This is a genomic window from Ruegeria sp. ABV3_008 (assembly GCF_056161185.1).
Genome location: NZ_JBSWYP010000003.1, coordinates 363,233 through 384,732, shown reverse-complemented (window position 1 = coordinate 384,732; position 21,500 = coordinate 363,233). Strand labels below are relative to the sequence as shown.

Genomic DNA, 21,500 nt, shown 5'->3' with positions numbered 1-21,500 from the left:
CTAAAACTCAACCTCAGATGCCCCCAGTCTATCCTGAGCGTCCCCGCCGCCTCAGCAGCGCCCCAGCGCCTCAGCAGCGCCGGTGAAGGGGGTTCTAAGGTTTACCCCACAAAGCCGCAAGTGGAAAAAGCAAAAAAGCGAAGAAAAATTCGGATACCCCATTTTGTTACACAAAAACATAAACTTAATGAAGGCGGATACCGCGCAGACAACCCCAATCGCCGCCCCGACTATTCGGAATCGCTGCCACCAGATCATTGTCCACACAGTTACCCACAGACTCGGTCAGAACTTACGCGGAATCGGCCTGCCTCAGCCGAGTCAGCAGGCCTGGTATCGGCAGACGCGCTAGCAGCAGCCCTATGATCGCGGCGAGATAGAGAAGCGGTTCTAGCTGGAAACCCTTCGCCAACATCACATAGTGGATCCCGCCAAGCAGAACGGCCGGATAGACCAGTTTGTGCAGCTTGCGCCAGCGCGGGCCAAGTTTTCGCACCGACCAATTGTTCGATGTCACCGCCAAAGGCAGCAAGAGAATGAACCCTGCCATGCCGACAGTGATATAGGGCCGCTTGAGGATATCAGCCCAAATCTGGCCAAGAAGCTGAACGTCCAGCACCAGCCAGACCAGAAGGTGCAGCGCAACATAGGCAAAAGCCAGCACGCCGATCGCTCGACGGAACTTCATGAGGTTCAAGCCAAGATGCTGGCGCAGAGGGGTCACCGCCAGGCCAAGAATGAGCAACTGAAGGGCCAACTCCCCCAGCTTGTGTTCGAGCGCTGTGATCGGCTCGACCCCAAGCCCCCCTGTGAGCGCAAGATACAGGAACCAAGGGGCCGGAAGGGCCCCAGCCAGATAGACAGCCCAAATGGGGATCTTGCGTATGGCCTGGTTCACCGCCTGCATGGCTCAATAGTATTCCTTGAGGTTCATACCTTCATACAGGCTGGCGACCTCTTGTTCATAGCCGTTGAACATTAGCGTCGGGATACGCTTGGCGAACAGACCGCCGCCGATCTGACGCTCGGACGCCTGAGACCAGCGCGGATGGTCCACATTCGGGTTCACATTACTATAGAAGCCATACTCACGGGGCGCAGACATGTTCCAACTGGTGGGCGGCTCATCCTCGGTCAGAGTGATCTTCACGATCGACTTGATCGACTTGAACCCGTATTTCCACGGCACCACCAAACGCAGCGGAGCACCATTCTGGTTCGGGATCGGGCGGTCATAGATGCGTGTCGCCATTATGGTGAGCGGGTGCATCGCCTCATCCAGTCGCAGACCCTCGCGGTAGGGCCATTCCAGAATCGGGAAGCGCGTGCCGGGCATCTCATCGGGACGGTAGGCGGTTTCAAAGGCTACGTATTTAGCGCCCTCCTGCACACCCGCCATATTCAACAGGTCGGCCAGTTCGAACCCGTTCCACGGAATCACCATCGACCAGGCCTCGACACAGCGGAAGCGGTAGATGCGTTCTTCAGCTGTCATCTCGGACATGATGTCCTTGAAGTCATAAGTGCCGGGGCGATCCACCAGACCGTCGATCTCAATGCTCCAGGGTTCGGTCACAAGTGTATGGGCATATTTGGCCGGGTCGTCCTTGCCGGTGCCGAACTCGTAGAAGTTATTGTAGCTGGTGATCTCTTCCCAGGTGTTCGGCTCCAGCGCTTCTTGCGCTGTAGCGGGGCGGGCCATCGCGGTCAGCCCGACACCTGCCAGCCCGGCCATAACCTGCCGCCGGTTCAGAAACGCCGCCCTTGGGGTGACGTCGGCATGTGTCAAAGTGTTGGTCCAGCGATGCGCCATTTGGGTCTCCGTAATGAATCCGCCTCAGAGTGAGGTAGTCCGCTGATAACACAGAGCCAAGGAAACAGGCGTCACGATTGAGCGAACAGACTGTAACGCAACTGCGTCAGCCCGCGACTAATGCGTTTTGGGCGGCTGGTTCTAACAGTCTCAATTAGGTATGCGGGAATCATCCAATAGTTGATCAGAGTTGATCCCGTGCTCGTATTTCAGGCCTTTCCTTTTTCGCTGTCCGTTTTGTGGCGCTATATCATTGTCTTTCCCGTCCTGCTGGTCGCGCTTATCGTCTACGGGTTGATAGGCGGAATACTGAGCGCGCTAATCGGGTTGCTCATTCCGGGACTGTCGGTTTTGATTTCGTTTTTTGTAGGCGCATCCTCAGGCGTCATCCCGATGCTGGTCGGCAGCCGTTTGGGCCTGCAAGCCTGCGAGGTTTCTCCGAGTAACAGTTACCGCAAGTTTGTCTTTCCAGCGGTTATCTACGGCGCCGTCGAAGCCATTGGGATCAGTGTGGCCGCCGCGCTGATCGCCGCGCTCTCCATCGGTGCCGTCAGCGTAGGGGGCGGCGTTCCCGAGGACCCAGCCGCGTTCTTTGCGACCCTGACACCCGTGCACATCATGATGTTCTCGGGTGTTGTGATCCTGCTTTTTGCGGCGATCTGCGCGCTAAGGGCCGGGTTTCTGGTGCCGATTGCGGCGGCCTCGATCGGGCGGGACCCAAATGGCCGCCCTTATACCCCATTTAACCATTTCGGTGCTTTCTTCCTGCAGCTGTTTGCCGTGGTAGCGATCAGCTTTGTCGGTGCTATCTTTTTCTTTGCGCTGTTTATTGTCGGACTTACTGCAATTTACGGTCCGAGCACCCTGGTCGACGATGTTCAATTAATCGGCGAGATGACGACTGGAGCGGCTCCGTTTTCCGTCACTGCGCCGATGATTGCAACGGTCGTGGCCTATACCCTTCTGGCCAGCTGGGCCTTCAGCTATCAATGCGCCGGCGGGGTTCTGGCCTACCTGCGCCTCAGCGGTGGTGCCGTGCGCAAGGCCCAAAGCACTGAGACATTGATTCAACCCGCACCGCAGCCCACGACCAGCTCAGGCCCCAAAATGAGTTCGGAAGAGCTGCGTGCCCTGCGCAAAAGCCGAGAGTTCCGCTAGGACGCCCAGCGCGCCACAACAGACAGCACCCTTTACACAGAAGGGGTCAGCGCGGCACTCTGCCTGATAGGTGGTACGGTCCGCGACACCGGTCGCCCGACCCTGCCACCCATCAGGGAGGATACCGAATGTGTGATATCTGCGTAGTGAATGCCGTCAAAGACAAGATGCTGTCGCGGCGGAGCTTCTTCAAAGCCGCCGCAGCCACTGGCGTGGCAGCCGCTGCAACGGGCGCGCGTGCTCCGGCGGCATTGGCTGCAGGACATGGCGGGGTCGAAGACATGACCCACACCCTCAGCCCCGAGTTTCCGACATGGGGAGGTGAGCCGGGCGTCTCCGCCGAACAGGCGTTCAACTTTGCGGATCACGGGTTCAACCTGTTCAACCTGTCGATCAACGAACATACCGGCACCCATATCGACGCGCCCCTGCATTTCTCGGCCGACGGAACCTCGGTCGATGAGATCCCGGTGACGGACCTGGTTGCGCCGCTTTGTGTTGTGGATATCGCGGCCCGTGCCGCCGAAGACGCCGATACCCGCGTGACGCCTGATGACCTCAAGGCGTGGATCGCGGCGAACGGAGACATCCCCGACGGCGCCTGCGTCGCCATGCATTCCGGCTGGGGTGGAAAAACGGCGACCGACGCGTTTCGCAATTTCGACGGAGAAGCACAGCACTATCCCGGCTTCCACATAGAGGCCGCCCAGATGCTGATGGAGGAAACCGGAGCGCGATCCATGGCGGTCGACACGCTGTCGCTGGATCACGGCATGTCTGCCGATTTCGCAACGCACTACGCCTGGCTGCCCACCGGCCGGTTCGGGATCGAATGTCTGGCCAATCTCGACCGCGTCCCAGCCGCCGGGGCCACTCTGGTGATAGGAGCGCCCAAACACAAAGGCGGCACCGGAGGCCCGGCGCGGATATTTGCATTGGTGTGATCGAGCAATTCCCTGACCATTGCCTGACCCGGATTTTGGGCAGGCAATGGCAGTACTGCCTTGTCTGATCAATCTCTCGACAGGCAACAGTCTCCTGACCTGACAGTAGTATCAACTGACCATGGAGCCATTGAATTTAATTTGTTGAATAGGTGACAGTATGGCCCGTTTGCCGCGTAAAACAAACTACACGAAACTTGTCTATCAAGCCAACAAGACGAAATCCAAGGTAAAGACAAATCAGATTGAAGCCTATGCCAAATGGCAAAAGAAGCTGGGCAAAAAATCGGTCAAACTAGATGCTCTAGACGACAAGCTACGCAAGTTGCTGAAAAACATCGAGAAGCAAAACAGTGACGATGAAAAAGCGTTGCGCAGCCTTTTGAGGCTTGTCGAAGGCGCGCATAAAGAACTTCAAACCTACAAGCAGGTACCGGTTCCGGGCAAAGTGCCGCCTCCGCCCAAGAACATCACAGCATTGAGTTCGCTGGCCTTAGTGGTGATCGCATACATCACCTATGTGGCCGCTGTAAAATCCTATATGGCCATGAGCGAAGCCTTGTCAAAAAAGGATACTTGATGCGGATGCTAGCGGCCGATTCGAGCTTTCATGCCAGACCCGGTCTATGAGGCGCAGAAACAAGTTCCTGGCAAAAGACCCGCCAGTCCGGCGGGCCTTTCGTTTCTATCATGATCAATGCACTACGGCATCATCCGGGCGAGGCCGGTCGGAGGTGCCCAGCCTGTCGCCGATGATCAGGCCCTCAGCGCCAGCACTAACGGGGACGGTCTCGCCATCCTTGATCTCACCAGCCAGCAGAGCCTCGGCCAACGGGTTCTGCAAGGCGCGCTGGATCACGCGCTTGAGCGGGCGCGCACCGAAGACCGGGTCATAGCCTTCATCGGCAAGCCACTGTTTTGCGCCCTCGTCCAGAACCAGCTCGATCTTGCGAGTGGCCAGACGTTTTTGCAGACGCGTCATCTGGATATCGACGATGCCATCCATATCGGCCCGCTTGAGCCTGTCAAAGATGATCGTCTCGTCCAGTCGGTTTAGGAATTCGGGCCGGAAATGTGCCCGGACCGCATCCATCACATCGCGCCGCGCCTGCGCGCTGTCGGCCCCTTCGGGCAATTGGCTCAGCGCCTGAGAGCCGAGGTTCGACGTCAGGATGATCAGCGTCTGCTTGAAGTCCACGGTGCGACCCTGACCATCGGTCAGCACGCCATCATCCAGAACCTGCAACAGCACGTTGAACACATCCGGGTGCGCTTTTTCGACCTCATCAAACAGCACAACCTGGTAAGGCCTGCGCCGCACGGCTTCGGTCAGCACTCCGCCTTCGTCATAACCGACATAGCCCGGAGGGGCACCGATCAGACGGGCAACCGCGTGTTTCTCCATGAACTCGGACATATCGATGCGAACCATCGCGTTGTCGTCGTCGAAAAGGAAATTCGCTACGGCTTTGGTCAGTTCGGTCTTACCCACGCCAGTCGGGCCAAGGAACAGGAACGAGCCCAGCGGGCGGTTCTCGTCATTCAGACCCGCACGCGCACGGCGCACGGCGTTGGACACGGCGGTCACAGCGGCATCCTGACCAATCACGCGGGAGTGCAGATCGTCTTCCATCCGCAGCAGTTTCTCGCGTTCCCCTTCCAGCATCTTGGCAGTCGGGATACCAGTCCAGCGTTCGACCACGGACGCGATCTGTTCCGGGCGCACCGTTTCCTCGGCCATCATGGCGTTGCTTTCGGCGTTTTCAGCCTCGGTCAGCTTTTTCTCAAGCTCGGGGATGATGCCGTAAGACAACTCACCCGCCTTCGCCAGATTGCCTTCGCGTTTGGCGATCTCCAGGTCAGCCCGTGCCTTGTCGAGCTGTTCCTTCAGGTCACGCGCGCCCGCGAGTTTATCCCGTTCGGCCTGCCACTGAGCCGTCATCTCAGCCGATTGCTCCTGCAGATCGGCCAGATCCTTTTGCAGTGTTTCCAGGCGATCCTTCGAGGCCGCGTCGTCTTCCAGTTTCAGCGCCTCTTCCTCGATCTGCATTTGCAAGATCTGACGATCCAACTGATCGAGTTCTTCCGGCTTGGAGTCCACCTCCATCCGCAACCGCGACGCCGCCTCATCAACAAGGTCGATGGCTTTGTCGGGCAAGAAACGGTCGGTGATATAGCGATGCGAGAGCGTCGCCGCCGACACCAGCGCCGAGTCCGAGATGCGCACGCCGTGGTGCAGCTCGTATTTTTCCTTGATGCCACGCAGGATGCTGATCGTGTCCTCGACGGTCGGTTCGGTGACCATCACGGGCTGGAACCGGCGCGCAAGGGCCGCGTCTTTTTCCACGTACTTGCGATATTCATCCAACGTGGTCGCGCCGATACAATGCAGCTCACCCCGAGCAAGCGCAGGCTTGATCAGGTTGGCGGCATCCATCGCGCCATCGGATTTACCGGCGCCAACCAGTGTGTGCATCTCATCGATGAACAGGATGATCTCACCAGCAGCCTCGGTGACCTCGGTTAGCACCGCCTTGAGGCGTTCTTCGAATTCACCACGATATTTCGCACCAGCAATCAGCGCACCCATATCCAGCGCGAGCAGCTTCTTATCTTTCAGCGATTCCGGCACGTCACCGTTGATGATGCGCAGGGCCATGCCCTCGGCAATCGCGGTTTTACCAACGCCGGGTTCCCCGATCAGAACAGGGTTGTTCTTAGTACGGCGCGACAGAACCTGCATCGAGCGTCGGATTTCCTCATCCCGCCCGATGATCGGATCGATTTTACCCTCTGCCGCAGCCTCGGTCAGATCGCGCGCATATTTCTTGAGCGCGTCATAGCCCTCTTCCGCCGACGCGGTGTCCGCGGTGCGACCCTTACGGATATCATTGATGGCTTCGTTCAGTTTCTGAGCAGAAACGGCCCCGGCCTCCAAAGCGTCCTTGGCTTTGGATTTGACCATGCAGAGCGCCATCAGCACCCGTTCCACGGGCACAAAGCTATCGCCCGCCTTGGTGGCAATCTTCTCGGCCTCGTCGAAAACCTTGGCGGTCTGGCCATCCATGTAAATCTGGCTCGCGTCACCGCTGACCTTCGGGATTTTCCCCATCGCGGCATCCAACGCCTCAACCACGCGGTTCGGCGCTCCGCCCGCACGGGTGATCAGGTTGCTCGCCAGCCCCTGATCATCGTCCATCAACGCCTTAAGTATATGTGTAGGCTCCAGCCTCTGGTGCCCCTCGCGCAGCGCAATAGTCTGCGCTGCCTGCACGAATCCCCGTGCCCGCTCGGTGAACTTGTTCAAGTCCATAGCATTCTCCTTTTCTCAAGCGCCCCGTTTTGATGCGCCCGCTTGGCGGCACGCGTCGATTGAGGCCTCACATTCAATTTGGGTAATGTCAGCGTGTATTCAAGATTGTCTTGGTAGAATAACATGATGCATGCTGGGAACCTGAATGATCTCGGTCAATTGCGAAAAAAACCGTCTTAGGAGCGCGCCTCTATGATCTCAGCCACCGCGCTACGCAGCTGCATTGCAGAACAATGGTCGCCCACCATTGGCGACCCAAGCGTGATCGGTTGGCTCACGGTTACTGCATACGGTTTCGCCGCACTGCTATGCCTGCGCGCAAGGCGCAATTCCCACGTCCGGTGGTTCTGGTTGATCCTCGCGCTGCTGTTGTTTGCTTTGATGATCAACAAACAACTGGATGTGCAATCCGCGCTTACGGCCAGCGCCCGCTGTCTGTCGCAGATGCAAGGCTGGTACGAGGATCGCAAGTCTGTCCAGATCGGCTTTATCATTGTTGTCGTGTTCAGCGGCTTCTGGATCTCGCTTGTCAGCCTCTGGTTCCTTCGTAAACACTTGCGAGAGGTCGGCATCGCCCTGATCGGCTTTGTCACTCTGATCTGCTTTGTGATGATCCGCGCTGCCGGGTTTCACAACTTCGATGCGTTTTTGGGTGCCGAGATCATGTCGATCCGAATGAACTGGCTTTTGGAACTGTCCGGAATCGCCCTGATTGCGGCGAATGCAGCATGGGTGGGCAGACGCCGTCAGCCGCGCGGAATGGAGTATACCGAATAGCCGCCGGTTTGCGCCACCGGCTCTAACGTATATGTCTCGACCAAGGATTGTTCGGCGCTGCTGCCGGTCGGGCATGAGACAAGATCGGCGGTGTGATCCAGAAATTCGACGGTAAAGGCGCTCTCACCTGTAAGCTGGCACCAATCATCCTCGGATCGGTAGCCCCGGACCAGAGGCAGGTTTTCATTGGTCGGCGCTGGCGCCGCCCCTTTGTCGGACGTGCCTGAGGCGGGCTCATCGCAGGCACCCATCATCAGCGCCACTCCCAGCAAGGCAAGCTTTCTCATCTTCTGTCCCTTCATGTGAGCTATTGATCGATTTGAACCACTGTAGCACAGATCACCCTCTTTCGTTCGGGCGGACTTGCATGGACAGTTGCGCTCGAACCCGCTAGGAGGCAGACGTTTGCCAGCAAGGAGACCCAACATGTCCGATGACCGCCTGATCGTAGCCCTTGACGTCCCGAACGCTTTGCAAGGTTTGGCGATGGCCGAACGGTTGGGTGATGCGGTGTCGTTCTACAAGATCGGGCTGGGGATGCTGACGGGCGGCGGTCTGGCTTTGGCCAATGAGCTGAAACAGGACCATGGCAAGCGCATCTTTCTGGACATGAAACTGTTCGACATCGGCAACACGGTGGAAAACGCGGTGCGTGGTCTGGCGCAGTTCGATCTGGATTTCCTGACCGTCCATGGCGACCCGCATGTGGTGCGCGCGGCGAAAGAGGGTGCATCCGGCAAAGACCTTAAAATCCTCGCGGTGACGATCCTGACCTCGCTCAACCGCGATGATTTGGATGCCAGCCTGTTGAAGGCAGGCGATGTGCAGGATCTGGTCGTTGAGCGCGCGGCCAAAGCGCTGGAGGCCGGGGCCGATGGCGTGATCGCCAGCCCGCAAGAGGCCGCGCTGATCCGCGCCCTGCCCCAGGCCGAGGGCCGGTTGATCGTGACACCGGGCGTGCGCCCTGCCGGGGCTGCTTTGGGGGACCAGAAACGCGTCGCAACGCCTGCCAGTGCGATCGCAGATGGGGCGGATCATATTGTTGTCGGGCGTCCGATCTATCAGGCGGAGGACCCGAAAGCCGCAGCCGAGGCCGTTCTGGCCGAGTTAAAATCATTGACACGGCACTGATCGTGGTCGGGCATTCAACGCCTCGGACCCTCGAAACGGCAGTGATTTCTTTACCTTAGGTCAATAGGGGGAACGTTCCCCAGATTTCCCCCTGTGCCCGAAAACACACAAACCCGGCACAAGTTTTAGGGAACAACGCGGCCACCTATCTAAATATAGCGTTTTGAGCGATTCTGGTGCGGAGTTACTCCCCAACGAACTACCTCTTCCTGTGGTTCGTTACCTTCCCCCCGCCCCAAGCGGGGGGTTTTCTTGACAGTCCAACTCTCTGCTCAAACCGCCAGATTCCTGAAGACTGTCGCAGCCTCTGTTGCGTTCACATGAAAGCCGATAGACACTACAGCTTCGAACCCCCGGAGCCACCCTTTTCGGGTCGGGAAAAGTAGCCATGCCCACGATCTGCCGCGAATGCCTGACCAGTTTCCCGGACGCGCCGCGCTGCCCGTCCTGCGGTAGCCCGCGGCTGAAATCGCACCCCGAGCTGTTTGATCTTTCGATTGCGCATATGGATTGCGACGCGTTCTATGCCTCGGTTGAAAAGCGCGACAATCCTGAATTGGCGGACAAGGCAGTGATTGTGGGCGGCGGGCGACGTGGGGTCGTTTCAACCGCTTGCTACGTGGCGCGTATCCGGGGCGTGCGCTCGGCCATGCCGATATTCAAGGCGCTACAACTGTGTCCGGACGCTGTGGTGATCAAACCGCGCATGTCGGTCTACGCCGAGGTATCCCGTCAGATCCGTGCGATGATGGATGAACTGACGCCCAAGGTCGAACCCCTGTCGCTGGATGAGGCTTTCCTCGATCTGTCCGGCACCGAACGTCTGCATGGCGCGCCGCCTGCGGTGATGCTGGCACGCTTGGTCAAGCGCATGAAGGATGAACTGGGGCTGACCGGCTCCATCGGGTTAAGCCACAACAAGTTTCTGGCCAAGGTCGCCTCGGACCTGGACAAGCCGCGGGGGTTTTCCGTGATCGGGACGGCGGAGACGGCTGACTTCCTGCACAACAAACCCGTCAGACTGATCTGGGGTATCGGCCCGGCAGCACAGGAATCGCTGGAGCGCGCGGGGATCCGTACCTTCTCGGACCTGCTGCGCTGGGATCAGGAAGCGCTGACCGCGCGGTTCGGATCGATGGGGTATCGCCTGTGGCATCTGGCACGCGGTCAGGACAAGCGCCGGGTATCGGCCCATGAACCGATGAAGTCGATCAGCAACGAAACCACGTTTTTCGAAGACACCTCCAACCTCGAAATTCTGGACGGACATCTGTGGCGCATGGCGCTGAAGGTCTCGGACCGGGCCAAGGCCAAGGATCTGGCGGGCCGCGTGGTGACGCTTAAGCTGAAAAAGGCCAATCACAAGATCATCACCCGCCGCGTTTCGCTGCGCGATGCGACTCAGATCGCGGATCGCATCTACAGAACCGCGCGCGGGCTGTTTGATCAGGTGGGAGATCAGGGTCCCTATCGTCTGTTGGGATGCGGGCTGTCCGATCTGTGCCCGGCGGATCAGGCAGATATCTCTGGCGACTTGCTGGACCCTAACGCGACACGCAGGTCTCAGGCCGAGCGCGCCACAGATGAGATTCGCAAACGGTTCGGAAGTGATGCAATCGTGAAAGGCCGCGCGCTGCGGTGACGCCTATTCCGCCGCCAGCCGCTGCGGTTCGGAACCGATCTCGGCAATCTCGGCGATCACTTGCCGCAGTATCTTGGAGAACGCCATGAAATTAGTATTGGGCGAGATCGTATCTTCGTTCATGTAGATCGAGCGGTCGATCTCAACCTGAATCGCGTGTTGCTGACGACCGGGGCGGCCGTAGGTTTGGGTCACATAGGCCCCGGCAAAGGGTGCATTCCGCGCGACGACCAATCCGGCCGAGGTAAAGGCAGCCTCAATTCGGTCCACGATCTCGGTGGATGCCGATGCACCGAAACGATCGCCCAGCACGATCTCGGGGCGTGTGTTGCGCGCGGTGCTGGCCATGGCCACCGCCTCATGTGGCATCGAATGGCAATCGACCAGAATCGCCTGCCCGAATTTCGCATGTGACTCCGCCAGCAAGGCCTTGAGGCGGCTGTGATAGGGGCGCCAATAGGTGTCGATGCGCAGGCGCGCCTCATCCATGGTCAGTTTGCCACGATAAATCGCCCGCCCATTTGCCACCACGCGGGGAATCACCCCCAGCCCCGAGGCCACGCGCGGATTGTGCCCTTGCCGTTTGGCCCCCTGAATTAAGGCCGGGTCCAGCTCATCCGCGCTGCGGTTAAGGTCCAGATAAGCCCGTGGCATCGCCGCCTTGATCAACGGCGCCCCAAAATCCGAGGCCGAGGCAAAGAGCTGATCCACAAAGGCATCTTCCGAGGATCGAATCACATCAGACCCCAAAACCGAGCGCTTCAGAAACGCCTCTGGATAGTCACGGCCACTATGCGGCGATGAAAAAACAACGCATGAACTGCGGTTTTCGGGCATATCCAGAAAATAGGAAGGGTTCTTCATGGTCTCTCCGTGTTCAGGATTAACATAGACTGGAAAATAGTTCTTCCAAACCCCTTGAACCCCTTTGCGACTCCTTTTATAGACCCCGCTACCGGCGCGGGTATCCGCGCCCCATTTCGTTATGGGGCAGGACACGCAAAGGGACGTGGGCGGTTAGCTCAGCGGTAGAGCACTTCGTTGACATCGAAGGGGTCACAAGTTCGATCCTTGTACCGCCCACCATCTATTCACTGCTTCGGCTTGCCGGGGCACCCGACAAACCCAGGCGCTGGCCACGTCTTTGATGAAGGCGCCGCAGATTGGAGACAGACCCATGAAGGTCAAGAACTCGCTCCGCTCGCTCAAGAACCGGCACCGTGATTGCCGTATTGTGCGTCGCAAAGGCCGCGTCTACGTGATCAACAAGACGCAGCGCAAGTTCAAAGCTCGCCAGGGCTAAGAACTGCACATATCTCTTCGAAAGAACCGCGCCTTTGGGTGCGGTTTTTTTGTGCCTGCTGGCTTTGATCGGCGTCGTTACCCAAAGCGCCCGGGATTTCGCACAATTTTTGTCGGGTTTTACTTGCAAACCAAATCCAATCCGTTAATTGAGTGTTTAACTCGGGTTTACCCCGGTGGACTACTTAATGTTGGGAGCAATCATGTTTAAATCCACGACCTGTATCGCGGCTGGCCTTGCAGCCATGGTCGCCACGTCCGCAGCAGCAGAAGGCGAGCTGAACATCTATTCGTCGCGCCACTATGACACCGACGAACGCCTCTATTCGGATTTCGAGGATGCAACCGGCATCACCATCAACCGAATCGAAGGCAAGGCAGACGAGCTGATCGCGCGCATGGAAGCCGAGGGCGTGAACTCCCCTGCTGATATTCTGCTGACCGTCGACACCTCGCGGCTTGCGCGCGCGAAGAACGCGGGCGTACTGCAGACAATTGACAGCGCCGTATTGGAAGAGCGTATTCCGTCGAACCTTCAGGACAGCGACAACCAGTGGTTCGGTTTCTCGCAGCGGGCGCGCATCATTTTCTACAACAAGAACGCAGTCTCCGAGCCGCCGCGGACCTATGCTGATCTGGCAGACCCCAAATACAAGGGCCAGCTGTGCATCCGCTCGAGCACCAATGTCTACAACCAGACCCTGCTGGCCTCGATCATCGAAAACGCCGGATCCGAAGCCGCCAAAACCTGGGCCGAAGGCGTAGTGGCCAACATGGCGCGTGACCCGCAAGGCGGTGACACCGACCAGCTGCGCGGTGTCGTCTCGGGTGAGTGTGATCTTGCCGTGTCCAACACCTACTACTTTTCCCGCGCGATCCGGAAAGACGTCGATGGCGTCTCGGCCGAGCGTGACGTGATCGGCTGGGTTTTCCCGGATCAGGACGGCAATGGCGCGCATGTGAACCTGTCGGGTGGGGGTGTAGCCGCAAATGCGCCCCACAAGGACAATGCCATCAAGTTCCTGGAATACCTGGCAAGCGATCAGGCGCAGCAGTACTTCTCGGCCGGCAACGACGAATACCCAACGGTTAAGGGCGTCGCCGTTTCCGAGTCCGTGGCCGAACTGGGCGATTTCAAAGCAGACGATGTTGATCTGTCTGCCGTCGCCAAGAATCTGCCCGAAGCGCAGAAAACCTTTAACGAGGTTGGCTGGAAGTAAGACACCTACACACTTAGGAAGTATAAAGGGCGCGGTAAATTCCGCGCTCTTTTTCTTTTGCAATATTATATTTCAACGCTAATATTCTCACATACGGAAACTATTCTCATAATTGATCAATGCTGGATTCTCTCGCAAACCGCCTTGCCATCCGCCTGAAGGAGCTGCGCCAAAGCCGTGGCTGGTCATTGGATCAGCTGGCGGACAACAGCGGCGTCAGCCGGGCAACCCTGTCGCGTATGGAAAAGGCTGGGGTCAGCCCGACGGCAGAAACACTCGGCCGACTTTGCGCCGCGTATGGTCTGCCCATGTCGCGTTTGCTGATGATGGTCGAGGACAGTTTCGACCCCAAGGTCCCGTTTGAACGGCAACCCGAATGGAGCGATCCGGAAACAGGCTTCACGCGCCGATCCGTCTCGCCCCCTTCAACCGGATTGAGCGGTGAGGTGCTGGAATGCCACCTGCCGCCGGATACGGTGGTTCGGTACGAAACGCCTCCGAAACCGGGGCAGGAACACCACCTTATCGTTCTGGATGGAAGCCTGACGCTCACCGTGGACGGCGCGGCACACGCGCTCGGTGGTGGAGACTGCCTGCGATACCATCTGTCCGGCCCGACACAATTTGAAACCGGCGCCACCCGAGGCGCGCGCTACATGCTGGTGCTGATATGATCACACGACTGACCGATGCCACCTTCGACGCGGCGCTAAAGGACTTGACCGACATCCTGCATAGTTGCGTGCATGCGGGCGCGAGTATCGGGTTCATCTTGCCGTTCCACCACGCAGACGCCCAGCGCTATTGGGAGACTCGCGTTCGCCCTGAATTGCGTGCAGGGGCGTTGGGCCTGTTTGTTGCAGAAAGCGAAGGGCGTATCCGTGGGACGGTGCAATTGATTCCGGCCTCCATGCCCAATCAACCGCACCGCGCCGATGTCGCCAAGCTTTTGGTCCATCCCGATGCGCGACGCCAGGGTCTGGGGCGCAGCTTGATGAACGCGCTCTTCGCTCGCTCATCTGAGCTGGGTAGAACAATGCTGGTGCTCGATACACGCAGCACCGACCCATCGCGGATTCTCTACCAAGATCTTGGCTTTCAAACAGCAGGAGAGATTCCGAACTACTGCCGCAACCCGTTCGAACCCACACTGGAGGCGACAACCTTCATGTTCAAAGACCTCAACCAAGCGCCAAAGCCATAGACCGGAGACGCACTTTGAGTTGATCTGTCCAGGTCGTCAGGTTTTCGGACGGAAAGCAGGCGACTCTCGCGACGGATCAAACGGGACTATTTGAACAGAGGCCATGGGTGCCTCGTATCAAGAAATGAGCGAACCGTGCTTGTGTGACGCAGTCACCCAGCAGTTCACTTTTCGATCTTGGTGATCTTAGTACCCTGAAGGCCTGCGCCTGCCATAAGCCCTTCTTGCCCAAAGATGATTGGCACGATGTCGCCCTGCAGATCGTTTGTTCCCATCGATGCCGACCAGCCTTCATCACCGCCAACGAGCGTGGGGCCACTGCCGACCTCCCACCCATCGTTGTTCTTCATATAGGCAAGGGCGTCGGAGTTGAGGAAAAACAGCGCGTAGGAGAAATGCTGAATACCAGCCTGAAAACCATAGGACGCACCGGCAATATTGTAGTACCCGGTCGTGACGCCGTTTTCACGCATCGCACCTTCTCCAAACTGACCTCCAACCATCAGGCCGCCTTTGGTGATCCTGGGGAAAACCAAGACAGCGACTGCTTTGTTGGACAGATCTGCCGCCTCAGGGGAAGTCGCGAGAAGTTGCGCCAGTGCTGCATCTACACTGGCGTCGATCTCAGACGCAGTCGCCCCGTCCGTCGCATGCAGTACGGTCTCGCCTGCCGATTCAGCGACATCCCCAACCTTTTTGGCCGCATCAGAAACCCCTTCTGTCACTTTGTCCAAAAAGTTCTGTGCGTTGGCAGTTGAACTGTTTGAAAGGTGGAAAAAACCCACCATCGCGATGCAAGCCAAAGGCATAAAGCGCAGCATTTCTTCCTCCTCTGGGTTTTGTTTTGCAGAACCGTACCTGAGACCCTTTGTGGTGGAAACCCATTGGCTGGCATCTGGTACGAACGCTTGCTTCGCACGGTTTTGGTGTCCGAAACCGCCAGCGTTCGACCGATTGTTTTCACAAGTGAATTTTTGCGGCTGGCTCAGTTCAGATACCGGTTGCGTAGGGTGTCAAAATCCGCGTCCGTCAGCCCGAGGCCCTCACGCAGGTAGTCATCGACCGAGCCATAGCTTGCCTCAACGCTCTTGTAGAACTCATCAAGATAGGCCTCTCGCACCCCCAACGATGGCCAGACTGCTTCCGGCGTCATATTTGTCCCTTCGGCCGCATTGACCTCGGCTGCGATCTGCTGGGCCTTGTTGTCCGCGTCCTTGAGCGTATTGCTCATCATGAAATCCGATTGGATCTCGTCTTTGGAAACACCAAGCGCTGTCAGTACGAGCGCGGTCGCGACACCGGTACGATCCTTGCCGCCCGAACAATGATACAGAACCGCCTTACCCTCGGGCTGGTCCAGCAACACGTCGAACAGATCTCGATACTCTTCGGTGTAGTTAGTTGCGATATAGCCAAAGGCCCCTAAGAACAAACCATCTGTTTCTGCTTCGGTTGCCGTGCCCGCCCTGATGCTGGCACGCATATCATCAATCATCTGGCTTTCATTCTCCATCACTGGGAAGTGATGGCGCGCGGGACCCTCTCCTTCGGGCCATTGCGCGGGATGCGCCGTTGCCTCGGACGTTGTTCGCAAATCAACGATTGCGCTGACACCCATATCGTCCAGGCGCTGCATGCTGGTTGCGCTGATCTGGTCGATCTCACCGGATCTGATGAGCTGCCCTGCGCGTACGGTGCGACCGTCCTGTGTTTCCAGGCCACCCAGGTCGCGTGTATTCAAGACACCCTCTAGCGGGATGGCACGATCCTCGGTCGCGAGAACTGGATGAAAGTTACCGGCGACAAACAGCAGGGTCGCAGCACCGATAGATCTGAATAGTCTCATGTCTCTCTCCATTGCCGTGTCGAGCGGGACTGTGGTCGACGCGCCCCGAAAGGCGCGCCATTGAAGGCTATTCTTGCCAGCTCATGAACACCTCGCGGGCCTCTTGGCTTTCAGGCCGCAGGTTTTCGATGCCGCCATAGGGGATATCTTTGCCGATCTCAGAGTTTGGATACTTGGCGATCATTTTCTGATGGCGCTTGATCATATCCTGGAACGAGGCACCGGCCCAAAGAGAGTATCCAACCAGCGGGTGTTCTTCGCGGGGGTCGCGATAGACGTTATAGGTCGGCGCTGCGGCCCCGGGGGCGCCGGGCGCGGGTAGATGCATCTTGAATTCCTGCTTGACAACCGAACGCAGAACCGGCCCCTCGTACACGTACACGTAGTCGCGGCGGCCATTGCCCTCACCCACAAGAAGCAGGGCGGTCTGGTCGATACCGTCAATCACCCGGTCGCGCGGGATGAAATCCGTTGCACCTGCGATGCGGGCCATCGTCGTGTAGATATCCGAGACGTGAAAGATGTCACCGGCAGCACTGTCAGCTTCAATCACTCCGGGCCAGCGAATGAAGGCATCTGTGCGGACGCCGCCCTCAAGATGCTGGGTCTTGCCGCCGCGATAGATCAACTGGTTCAGGCCCGACGTCCCCTCGTAATGATACATCAACCCGTTATCCGCCATGATCATGACGATGGTGTTGTCGGCCTCGCCGGTCTCATCCAGTTTGGCCAGCACCTCTCCGATCCAGCCGTCGAGCAGTTGCAGCTTGTCGGCATGGAAGCCGCCGTTCCGCGACAGCGCCTGATCCGGGTAGGCGAAGTTCAGCGGGTAAAGCGGCCAGTATTGCAGAAAGAACGGCTCATCCTGCGCGGCGACTTGTTCAAGCTGCTCCAGTGCCTGCGCCTGATAGCGTTCGTTCATCTGTTCGTACTTGGCCTGCGTCCATTCTTCGCCCGCTTCCATATCAACTTCGCGCGCGGTGCCGCCTGCCTGTGCCTCGACACCGGTGACCAGACCGTAGGGCTTGAACCGTTCATCCAGCAGAAACTGGTTGTTCTGCCCCGAGGAGTGATATCCCAGCATGTTGTTGGCCTCCATGGCCTCGCGGGTCATCAGGCTGAGTTGAACCTGCTGGTGCAGCGGAAAAACCGCGTAGTCAAAGCCCTGATTGTGCGGATAGGCTTCTTCGATATCGCCCTGATGCCACTTCCCTACATGCGACGTGTTGTAACCGGCCTGTTTCAGGATCTCCGGCAGGGTAACCTCGCTCGCGGGCAGTCCCTCGCCGACCAAGGCAACCTTAACCTCTTCCACTCCGGCCCGGATCGGGTGCCGACCGGTCAGCATCGCCGTGCGTGTTGGCGTGCAGGAGGGCTCCGTATACATGCGCATCAGCGACATGCCTTCACTGGCGAAGTCGTTGATATTGGGGGTCTCGATGCCCATCACATAGTTCATCTTGCGCTCGCCCATCTGGCCGAAGCTGATGTCGTCAATAAGAATATACAGAAAGTTCGGAGGCTTGCCGTCATTGGCCTCGCGGATCTCGGCCAACCTGGCCTCAATCTCAGCATCCTGCGCGTCCCATTGATCCCCGAACTGGGCCCGCAGGAATTCGAACTCACCATCATGAACGATCGCCTCTTGCTGCGCGCTTGCAGGCATGACGCCCAGCATGGCAAACAAACAAGCTGCGACACTGGTCTTACCTAAGGCTTTAGTCACTCTCGGACCTCCTTTTGACACTCGTAGATTCCAACGCCTGAACGATCAGTTCGTGGCATTTTGCGGAAAGGGATTGATTTGATCGTTTTGCCAGCTCTGAAAGCTGGCAATGTTCCGAAGGCGTCAGGAACGTCACCACACGTTCGGATCGGGCATCCGCCTTCGGTAACCGAGGGCGGCCCATTACCGTATCGCTTGAAGACTCCGGCTTCACTTGACATTCCACCCATCGAATTCGTTACATTACCGGTAAACTGTCAGGATCTGGGGGTGGACCACATCAAGAATTCGCCAAATATGCCAAACGCTGCGCCGTCCGGTTGGGGCGGAGCGTCGCCGGCGATGGCCCTGTCTCTTGATCATCCAAACAGAATCGGAGAGCTCACGCCTTGGGAGATCGACTTTCGGCAGCTCGATCCCGGTCGGTTGTCCACAGCGATAACCGTGCGTTCAGGACAGGCTGTCTCCGCCCTCAACATCGCGATGAACCAGCGCGTCCACCAGCGTGGTGTTTCGCCGGACGGATGGAAGACATTTGGCATCCCCACGCGCGGCTCAATCGAAAAATGGCAGGCCGAAGACGTCACGGACAGCGCCTTTCTGGTCTTCGGTGATCGGGATGGTTTTGATGGCATCACGACCGCAGGATTTTCAGGAAGCGTTGTTTCGTTTGAAACCGAAAAGCTGGAAAAGCTGGCCGAAACCTGCGGGTTTCATCTAGAGCGCAACGAACCGGAAGCCCGTAAATTGGGCACCAAAGCGGGGTCGGCCAGCATGGCGCGACTGCAGGGAGCCGTCGTCCGATTGCTGAACGACGCGACTGCCAACTGGTCTCAGGACACTGAAGAGGCGCTGATGCTTGAGGCCCTCAAGATCCTGACCGATACGGGCGCGCATTTTGACAAAAGCCAAGCCGAAACCAGACGGCGCGCCCTGAGCCGCGCAATTGATCTGATGCTCGCTAATCTGGAGGACCCGATCTCGATTGAGGAAATCTGCCGGGAATGCGCAGCCTCATGGCGCACATTGGACCGCGGCTTCAAGGAACAGTTCGGCCTTGGTCCAAAGGCGTACTATATGCGGCTCCGGCTAAACCGGGTTCGCGAGGACCTGCTGAACAGATCCTTCGATGGCTCAATAGCGGATGCAGCCAACCGCCGCGGGTTTTGGCATATGGGTCAGTTTGCGAAAGACTACCGACTGTTCTTCGGCGAGCTGCCTTCGGACACAAAATAAGGGGTTGGCTGGAGGGTGGCATCAATTGTATTGATCATACCTGTAGTCCCCGTATTCCAGCCAGTTTGCCGAGCCTTCGCTAAAAATCAGAAACTCGGATCTGTCTTCCCCAAGCAGGGCAACGACAAATCCGGCGGGCGGCTCATAGTTTCCGAAGTAACTGTAGGCCGTCATGGCTCTGATCGACTCGCCGTCGACCGTTACTCGCGCGTCCCATTCTCCCTCCGGGTTGTCCAAAATTACGGGTTCGATGACTTGCTCTACCGCTCCGCCACCACAATAGACGATGCCTTCTGGGGGTTCGTAGGAGGCCCCCTGGCTAGCACCTGAATCGCAGACTGAACGAAGGGACTGAATTGCCGCGCTGGAACCTTTCAAGTCAAAGATTCCGTAGCTGACATCTTGATCAATCATAGACAGATTAACGGATGCATTGGCCGCAAGCTGGTCCAGTACGAAACCATAATCCTGCTGGCTATTGAAACTAACCTCGACAGGATAATTGTCGACGATCTGCACAGCAGCGTTTTCTGCGCCAACCTGAAATGCCCCGACTTCGGTGGTGCCGTTCTTCAAAAATCGAATGGAGAGCCCCTGCTTGTCCACAATGTCCTGGCTGTCCTCAAATCCAGCCGGAGCAAAGCGGATACGATTACACTGAAGTTCCAGCGTCATGTTACCGGTCTGAACAAAAGCATTGGGGTTGGGCCCGGAATTGAACGACCACTCCGCTGATGCTGTGGTCGCCATAGCCACCAGTAGCATTCCAATGGAAATCGTTTTGAAACTCATTTTCTCTCTCCATGGTGTTGTGGTTCGTATTGTCATTCAGCCAGAGTTTCCGGCCCGCTACCCAGGCAACAAGGTTAGGAAACAGGTGGGCCGTATTCGTTTGCGCCTTCTTGGGAAGGTCGCGTCAGCCACCAGATCATCAGGATGGACAGAACCAATTGAAGAATTGAGACAACAACAATACCGGTCACACCCAGAACGGCCGCAGGTCCTCGCAATGAATCGGGGTTTTCGGTCCCTTGCTCCAATACCGAAAAGAACGCCACCCCACCCAGCATAACAAAAAGAGTTGTAATGCTGAGCGCCATCGGCAGCAGCAAGTACCAGCCAGGTCGCCCTGTATCATGTAGCCTCCGCCAACCGGCGGCCAGCATAGGTATGAGAACCGCCAGTTGGAAAACAGAGGACAGAACCCGTGATCCCTGCCCTGTTTCGGGGTTGGTCCCGAAAAAGATGGTGTCCAGCACAGCTAAAGCCGCACTCACGAGAACCACAAACAAGAAGAACCACCAGTATTCTGAGCGTATAGCCCGACCGGAGAACTGGAAGTATTTCGAGAAACACGTTTTAACGGCTTCACTAAATCCCATTTTCAATCCTTTCTTAGTTTCTGTACGGCCTCAGAACGCCTCGCGGACCCAAAAGCACGCCTTCGCCCTTCTGGGTTTTCCCGCCTTCCTTTTTTGTTTGAACGCCAAAAACCTATCTTTCAAAAAGGTAGCGAAATTTACGCGCGGAAAAAATGTTGATTTATGAAAAATAGGATTCAAACATGCGAATTCGACTAAGCTTTATTTGACTCCCGTTGTTGTCGGCCCCGGCAATCAACTCAATATCGATCTCCCGACCAATCCGTTGGCGACTAATCTTCGGGAAAGGTGGGCACCGGATCGAGCTGTGCTCAATTGGCTGAATAGAAGCGGGCGCTTCAAAAAGGAGCGTCCAGTTTCATCAATTTCGAAGGACCCAGATGGAGAAGAAAATGACCAAAAAGACAGCGATGATTGCAGGCACAACTTTGTTCGCATTGCTTGCGGCATGTGACGAAACGAGTACGTCGAACACGTCCGCCGAACCCACACCCGCTCAGCAGGCATGTTTGCGAGATGTGGCCAAAACAACGAACAATTCGCAAGTCGTTGTACTCTCATCCGCGTTTAGCGAAGCTGGAACACAAGTCACCGTCGGCGTTGGTGAGGATCGTGCTCCTTGGAATTGTATTGCTTACACGGATGGTGCGACAGCTGGTATCGAGTTCCTGGGCGACGAAGGCGCATTGTAATCTGTTCGCTGTGTATCTCGAAAGCACCAGTCTCGATCAAATTTGAACACCGGTAAGCTCAGACATTCAAACCTCGTAATAGGATTGGGTTTTATCATGCTCAATCATGCTAAG

Annotated in this window: 22 protein-coding genes and 1 tRNA gene; 13 read left to right on the top strand and 10 right to left on the bottom strand. The window is 57.4% G+C overall.

Annotation, left to right across the window (positions count from 1 at the left end):
- Nucleotides 1–292 precede the first annotated feature (292 nt).
- Together msrQ and msrP are read right to left on the bottom strand one after the other, a co-directional pair.
- Complete coding sequence (gene msrQ, locus ACXAH8_RS08470; protein ID WP_475217552.1) at nucleotides 293–907, bottom strand: protein-methionine-sulfoxide reductase heme-binding subunit MsrQ; 615 nt, start codon at nucleotides 905–907, stop codon at nucleotides 293–295.
- A 3-nt stretch (nucleotides 908–910) separates the two neighbouring features.
- Nucleotides 911–1,813 carry a protein-methionine-sulfoxide reductase catalytic subunit MsrP gene (msrP, locus tag ACXAH8_RS08465; protein ID WP_475217550.1) on the bottom strand — a complete coding sequence of 301 codons (903 nt, stop codon included), beginning with the start codon at nucleotides 1,811–1,813 and terminating at the stop codon, nucleotides 911–913.
- Nucleotides 1,814–2,011: 198 nt separating this feature from the next.
- On the opposite strand from msrP, the gene ACXAH8_RS08460 reads away from it, so the two are divergent.
- The 3 genes from ACXAH8_RS08460 to ACXAH8_RS08450 all read left to right on the top strand — a co-directional run bounded on the left by ACXAH8_RS08460 (nucleotide 2,012) and on the right by ACXAH8_RS08450 (nucleotide 4,495).
- Nucleotides 2,012–2,971, top strand: a complete 960-nt coding sequence (locus ACXAH8_RS08460) for a hypothetical protein (protein WP_475217548.1) — start codon at nucleotides 2,012–2,014, stop codon at nucleotides 2,969–2,971.
- Between the two features lie 128 nt (nucleotides 2,972–3,099).
- On the top strand, nucleotides 3,100–3,915 hold the full coding sequence (locus ACXAH8_RS08455; RefSeq protein WP_475217546.1) for a cyclase family protein: 816 nt from the start codon (nucleotides 3,100–3,102) through the stop codon (nucleotides 3,913–3,915).
- A 160-nt stretch (nucleotides 3,916–4,075) separates the two neighbouring features.
- Complete coding sequence (locus ACXAH8_RS08450) at nucleotides 4,076–4,495, top strand: hypothetical protein (protein ID WP_475217544.1); 420 nt, start codon at nucleotides 4,076–4,078, stop codon at nucleotides 4,493–4,495.
- A 114-nt stretch (nucleotides 4,496–4,609) separates the two neighbouring features.
- On the opposite strand, the gene clpB is transcribed toward ACXAH8_RS08450, so the two are convergent.
- Entirely contained in the window at nucleotides 4,610–7,228 is a 2,619-nt protein-coding gene (gene clpB / locus ACXAH8_RS08445) for an ATP-dependent chaperone ClpB (protein WP_475217542.1), read from the bottom strand.
- 192 nt (nucleotides 7,229–7,420) lie between these two features.
- Here clpB and ACXAH8_RS08440 point away from each other — a divergent pair, with 192 nt between their 5' ends.
- Complete coding sequence (locus ACXAH8_RS08440) at nucleotides 7,421–8,005, top strand: isopropylmalate isomerase (RefSeq protein ID WP_475217540.1); 585 nt, start codon at nucleotides 7,421–7,423, stop codon at nucleotides 8,003–8,005.
- On the opposite strand, the gene ACXAH8_RS08435 is transcribed toward ACXAH8_RS08440, so the two are convergent.
- The gene (locus tag ACXAH8_RS08435) at nucleotides 7,975–8,292 is read right to left on the bottom strand and encodes a hypothetical protein (protein WP_170380118.1); all 318 of its coding nucleotides are present in this window, start codon (nucleotides 8,290–8,292) and stop codon (nucleotides 7,975–7,977) included. The two genes, ACXAH8_RS08440 and ACXAH8_RS08435, sit on opposite strands and share 31 nt — an antisense overlap.
- A gap of 139 nt (nucleotides 8,293–8,431) precedes the next feature.
- On the opposite strand from ACXAH8_RS08435, the gene pyrF reads away from it, so the two are divergent.
- Nucleotides 8,432–9,136: an orotidine-5'-phosphate decarboxylase gene (gene pyrF / locus ACXAH8_RS08430; RefSeq protein ID WP_475217538.1), complete on the top strand. Its 705-nt coding sequence runs from the start codon at nucleotides 8,432–8,434 to the stop codon at nucleotides 9,134–9,136.
- 388 nt (nucleotides 9,137–9,524) lie between these two features.
- Nucleotides 9,525–10,778, top strand: a complete 1,254-nt coding sequence (locus ACXAH8_RS08425; RefSeq protein WP_475217536.1) for a DNA polymerase IV — start codon at nucleotides 9,525–9,527, stop codon at nucleotides 10,776–10,778.
- 3 nt (nucleotides 10,779–10,781) lie between these two features.
- Here the strand turns inward: ACXAH8_RS08425 and ACXAH8_RS08420 are convergent, their stop codons facing one another.
- Entirely contained in the window at nucleotides 10,782–11,642 is an 861-nt protein-coding gene (locus ACXAH8_RS08420) for an N-formylglutamate amidohydrolase (protein ID WP_475217534.1), read from the bottom strand.
- 147 nt (nucleotides 11,643–11,789) lie between these two features.
- Between ACXAH8_RS08420 and ACXAH8_RS08415 the strand changes: the two genes are divergently transcribed.
- The 5 genes from ACXAH8_RS08415 to ACXAH8_RS08395 all read left to right on the top strand — a co-directional run bounded on the left by ACXAH8_RS08415 (nucleotide 11,790) and on the right by ACXAH8_RS08395 (nucleotide 14,504).
- Nucleotides 11,790–11,864 (top strand) — tRNA-Val (locus tag ACXAH8_RS08415).
- 91 nt (nucleotides 11,865–11,955) lie between these two features.
- Nucleotides 11,956–12,081: a type B 50S ribosomal protein L36 gene (gene ykgO / locus ACXAH8_RS08410; protein WP_008755722.1), complete on the top strand. Its 126-nt coding sequence runs from the start codon at nucleotides 11,956–11,958 to the stop codon at nucleotides 12,079–12,081.
- A gap of 202 nt (nucleotides 12,082–12,283) precedes the next feature.
- Complete coding sequence (locus ACXAH8_RS08405; protein WP_475217532.1) at nucleotides 12,284–13,300, top strand: Fe(3+) ABC transporter substrate-binding protein; 1,017 nt, start codon at nucleotides 12,284–12,286, stop codon at nucleotides 13,298–13,300.
- A 119-nt stretch (nucleotides 13,301–13,419) separates the two neighbouring features.
- The gene (locus ACXAH8_RS08400) at nucleotides 13,420–13,974 is read left to right on the top strand and encodes a helix-turn-helix domain-containing protein (RefSeq protein ID WP_475217530.1); all 555 of its coding nucleotides are present in this window, start codon (nucleotides 13,420–13,422) and stop codon (nucleotides 13,972–13,974) included.
- Nucleotides 13,971–14,504, top strand: a complete 534-nt coding sequence (locus ACXAH8_RS08395; RefSeq protein ID WP_475217528.1) for an N-acetyltransferase family protein — start codon at nucleotides 13,971–13,973, stop codon at nucleotides 14,502–14,504. The genes ACXAH8_RS08400 and ACXAH8_RS08395 overlap by 4 nt, the downstream gene beginning before the upstream one ends.
- A 164-nt stretch (nucleotides 14,505–14,668) precedes the next feature.
- On the opposite strand, the gene ACXAH8_RS08390 is transcribed toward ACXAH8_RS08395, so the two are convergent.
- The 3 genes from ACXAH8_RS08390 to ACXAH8_RS08380 all read right to left on the bottom strand — a co-directional run bounded on the left by ACXAH8_RS08390 (nucleotide 14,669) and on the right by ACXAH8_RS08380 (nucleotide 18,076).
- Entirely contained in the window at nucleotides 14,669–15,325 is a 657-nt protein-coding gene (locus tag ACXAH8_RS08390) for a lipid-binding SYLF domain-containing protein (protein WP_475217526.1), read from the bottom strand.
- A 164-nt stretch (nucleotides 15,326–15,489) separates the two neighbouring features.
- A complete protein-coding gene (locus ACXAH8_RS08385; protein ID WP_475217524.1) occupies nucleotides 15,490–16,350 on the bottom strand; it encodes a tyrosine-protein phosphatase in 861 nt (286 codons plus the stop codon).
- 67 nt (nucleotides 16,351–16,417) lie between these two features.
- On the bottom strand, nucleotides 16,418–18,076 hold the full coding sequence (locus ACXAH8_RS08380) for a sulfatase-like hydrolase/transferase (RefSeq protein WP_475217522.1): 1,659 nt from the start codon (nucleotides 18,074–18,076) through the stop codon (nucleotides 16,418–16,420).
- 297 nt (nucleotides 18,077–18,373) lie between these two features.
- On the opposite strand from ACXAH8_RS08380, the gene ACXAH8_RS08375 reads away from it, so the two are divergent.
- A complete protein-coding gene (locus tag ACXAH8_RS08375; protein ID WP_475217520.1) occupies nucleotides 18,374–19,312 on the top strand; it encodes a helix-turn-helix domain-containing protein in 939 nt (312 codons plus the stop codon).
- Between the two features lie 21 nt (nucleotides 19,313–19,333).
- Here the strand turns inward: ACXAH8_RS08375 and ACXAH8_RS08370 are convergent, their stop codons facing one another.
- On the bottom strand, nucleotides 19,334–20,104 hold the full coding sequence (locus ACXAH8_RS08370) for a hypothetical protein (RefSeq protein WP_475217519.1): 771 nt from the start codon (nucleotides 20,102–20,104) through the stop codon (nucleotides 19,334–19,336).
- A 74-nt stretch (nucleotides 20,105–20,178) separates the two neighbouring features.
- Nucleotides 20,179–20,694: a DUF805 domain-containing protein gene (locus ACXAH8_RS08365; protein ID WP_475217517.1), complete on the bottom strand. Its 516-nt coding sequence runs from the start codon at nucleotides 20,692–20,694 to the stop codon at nucleotides 20,179–20,181.
- A 392-nt stretch (nucleotides 20,695–21,086) separates the two neighbouring features.
- Between ACXAH8_RS08365 and ACXAH8_RS08360 the strand changes: the two genes are divergently transcribed.
- The gene (locus ACXAH8_RS08360; protein ID WP_475217515.1) at nucleotides 21,087–21,386 is read left to right on the top strand and encodes a hypothetical protein; all 300 of its coding nucleotides are present in this window, start codon (nucleotides 21,087–21,089) and stop codon (nucleotides 21,384–21,386) included.
- Nucleotides 21,387–21,500: the final 114 nt, after the last annotated feature.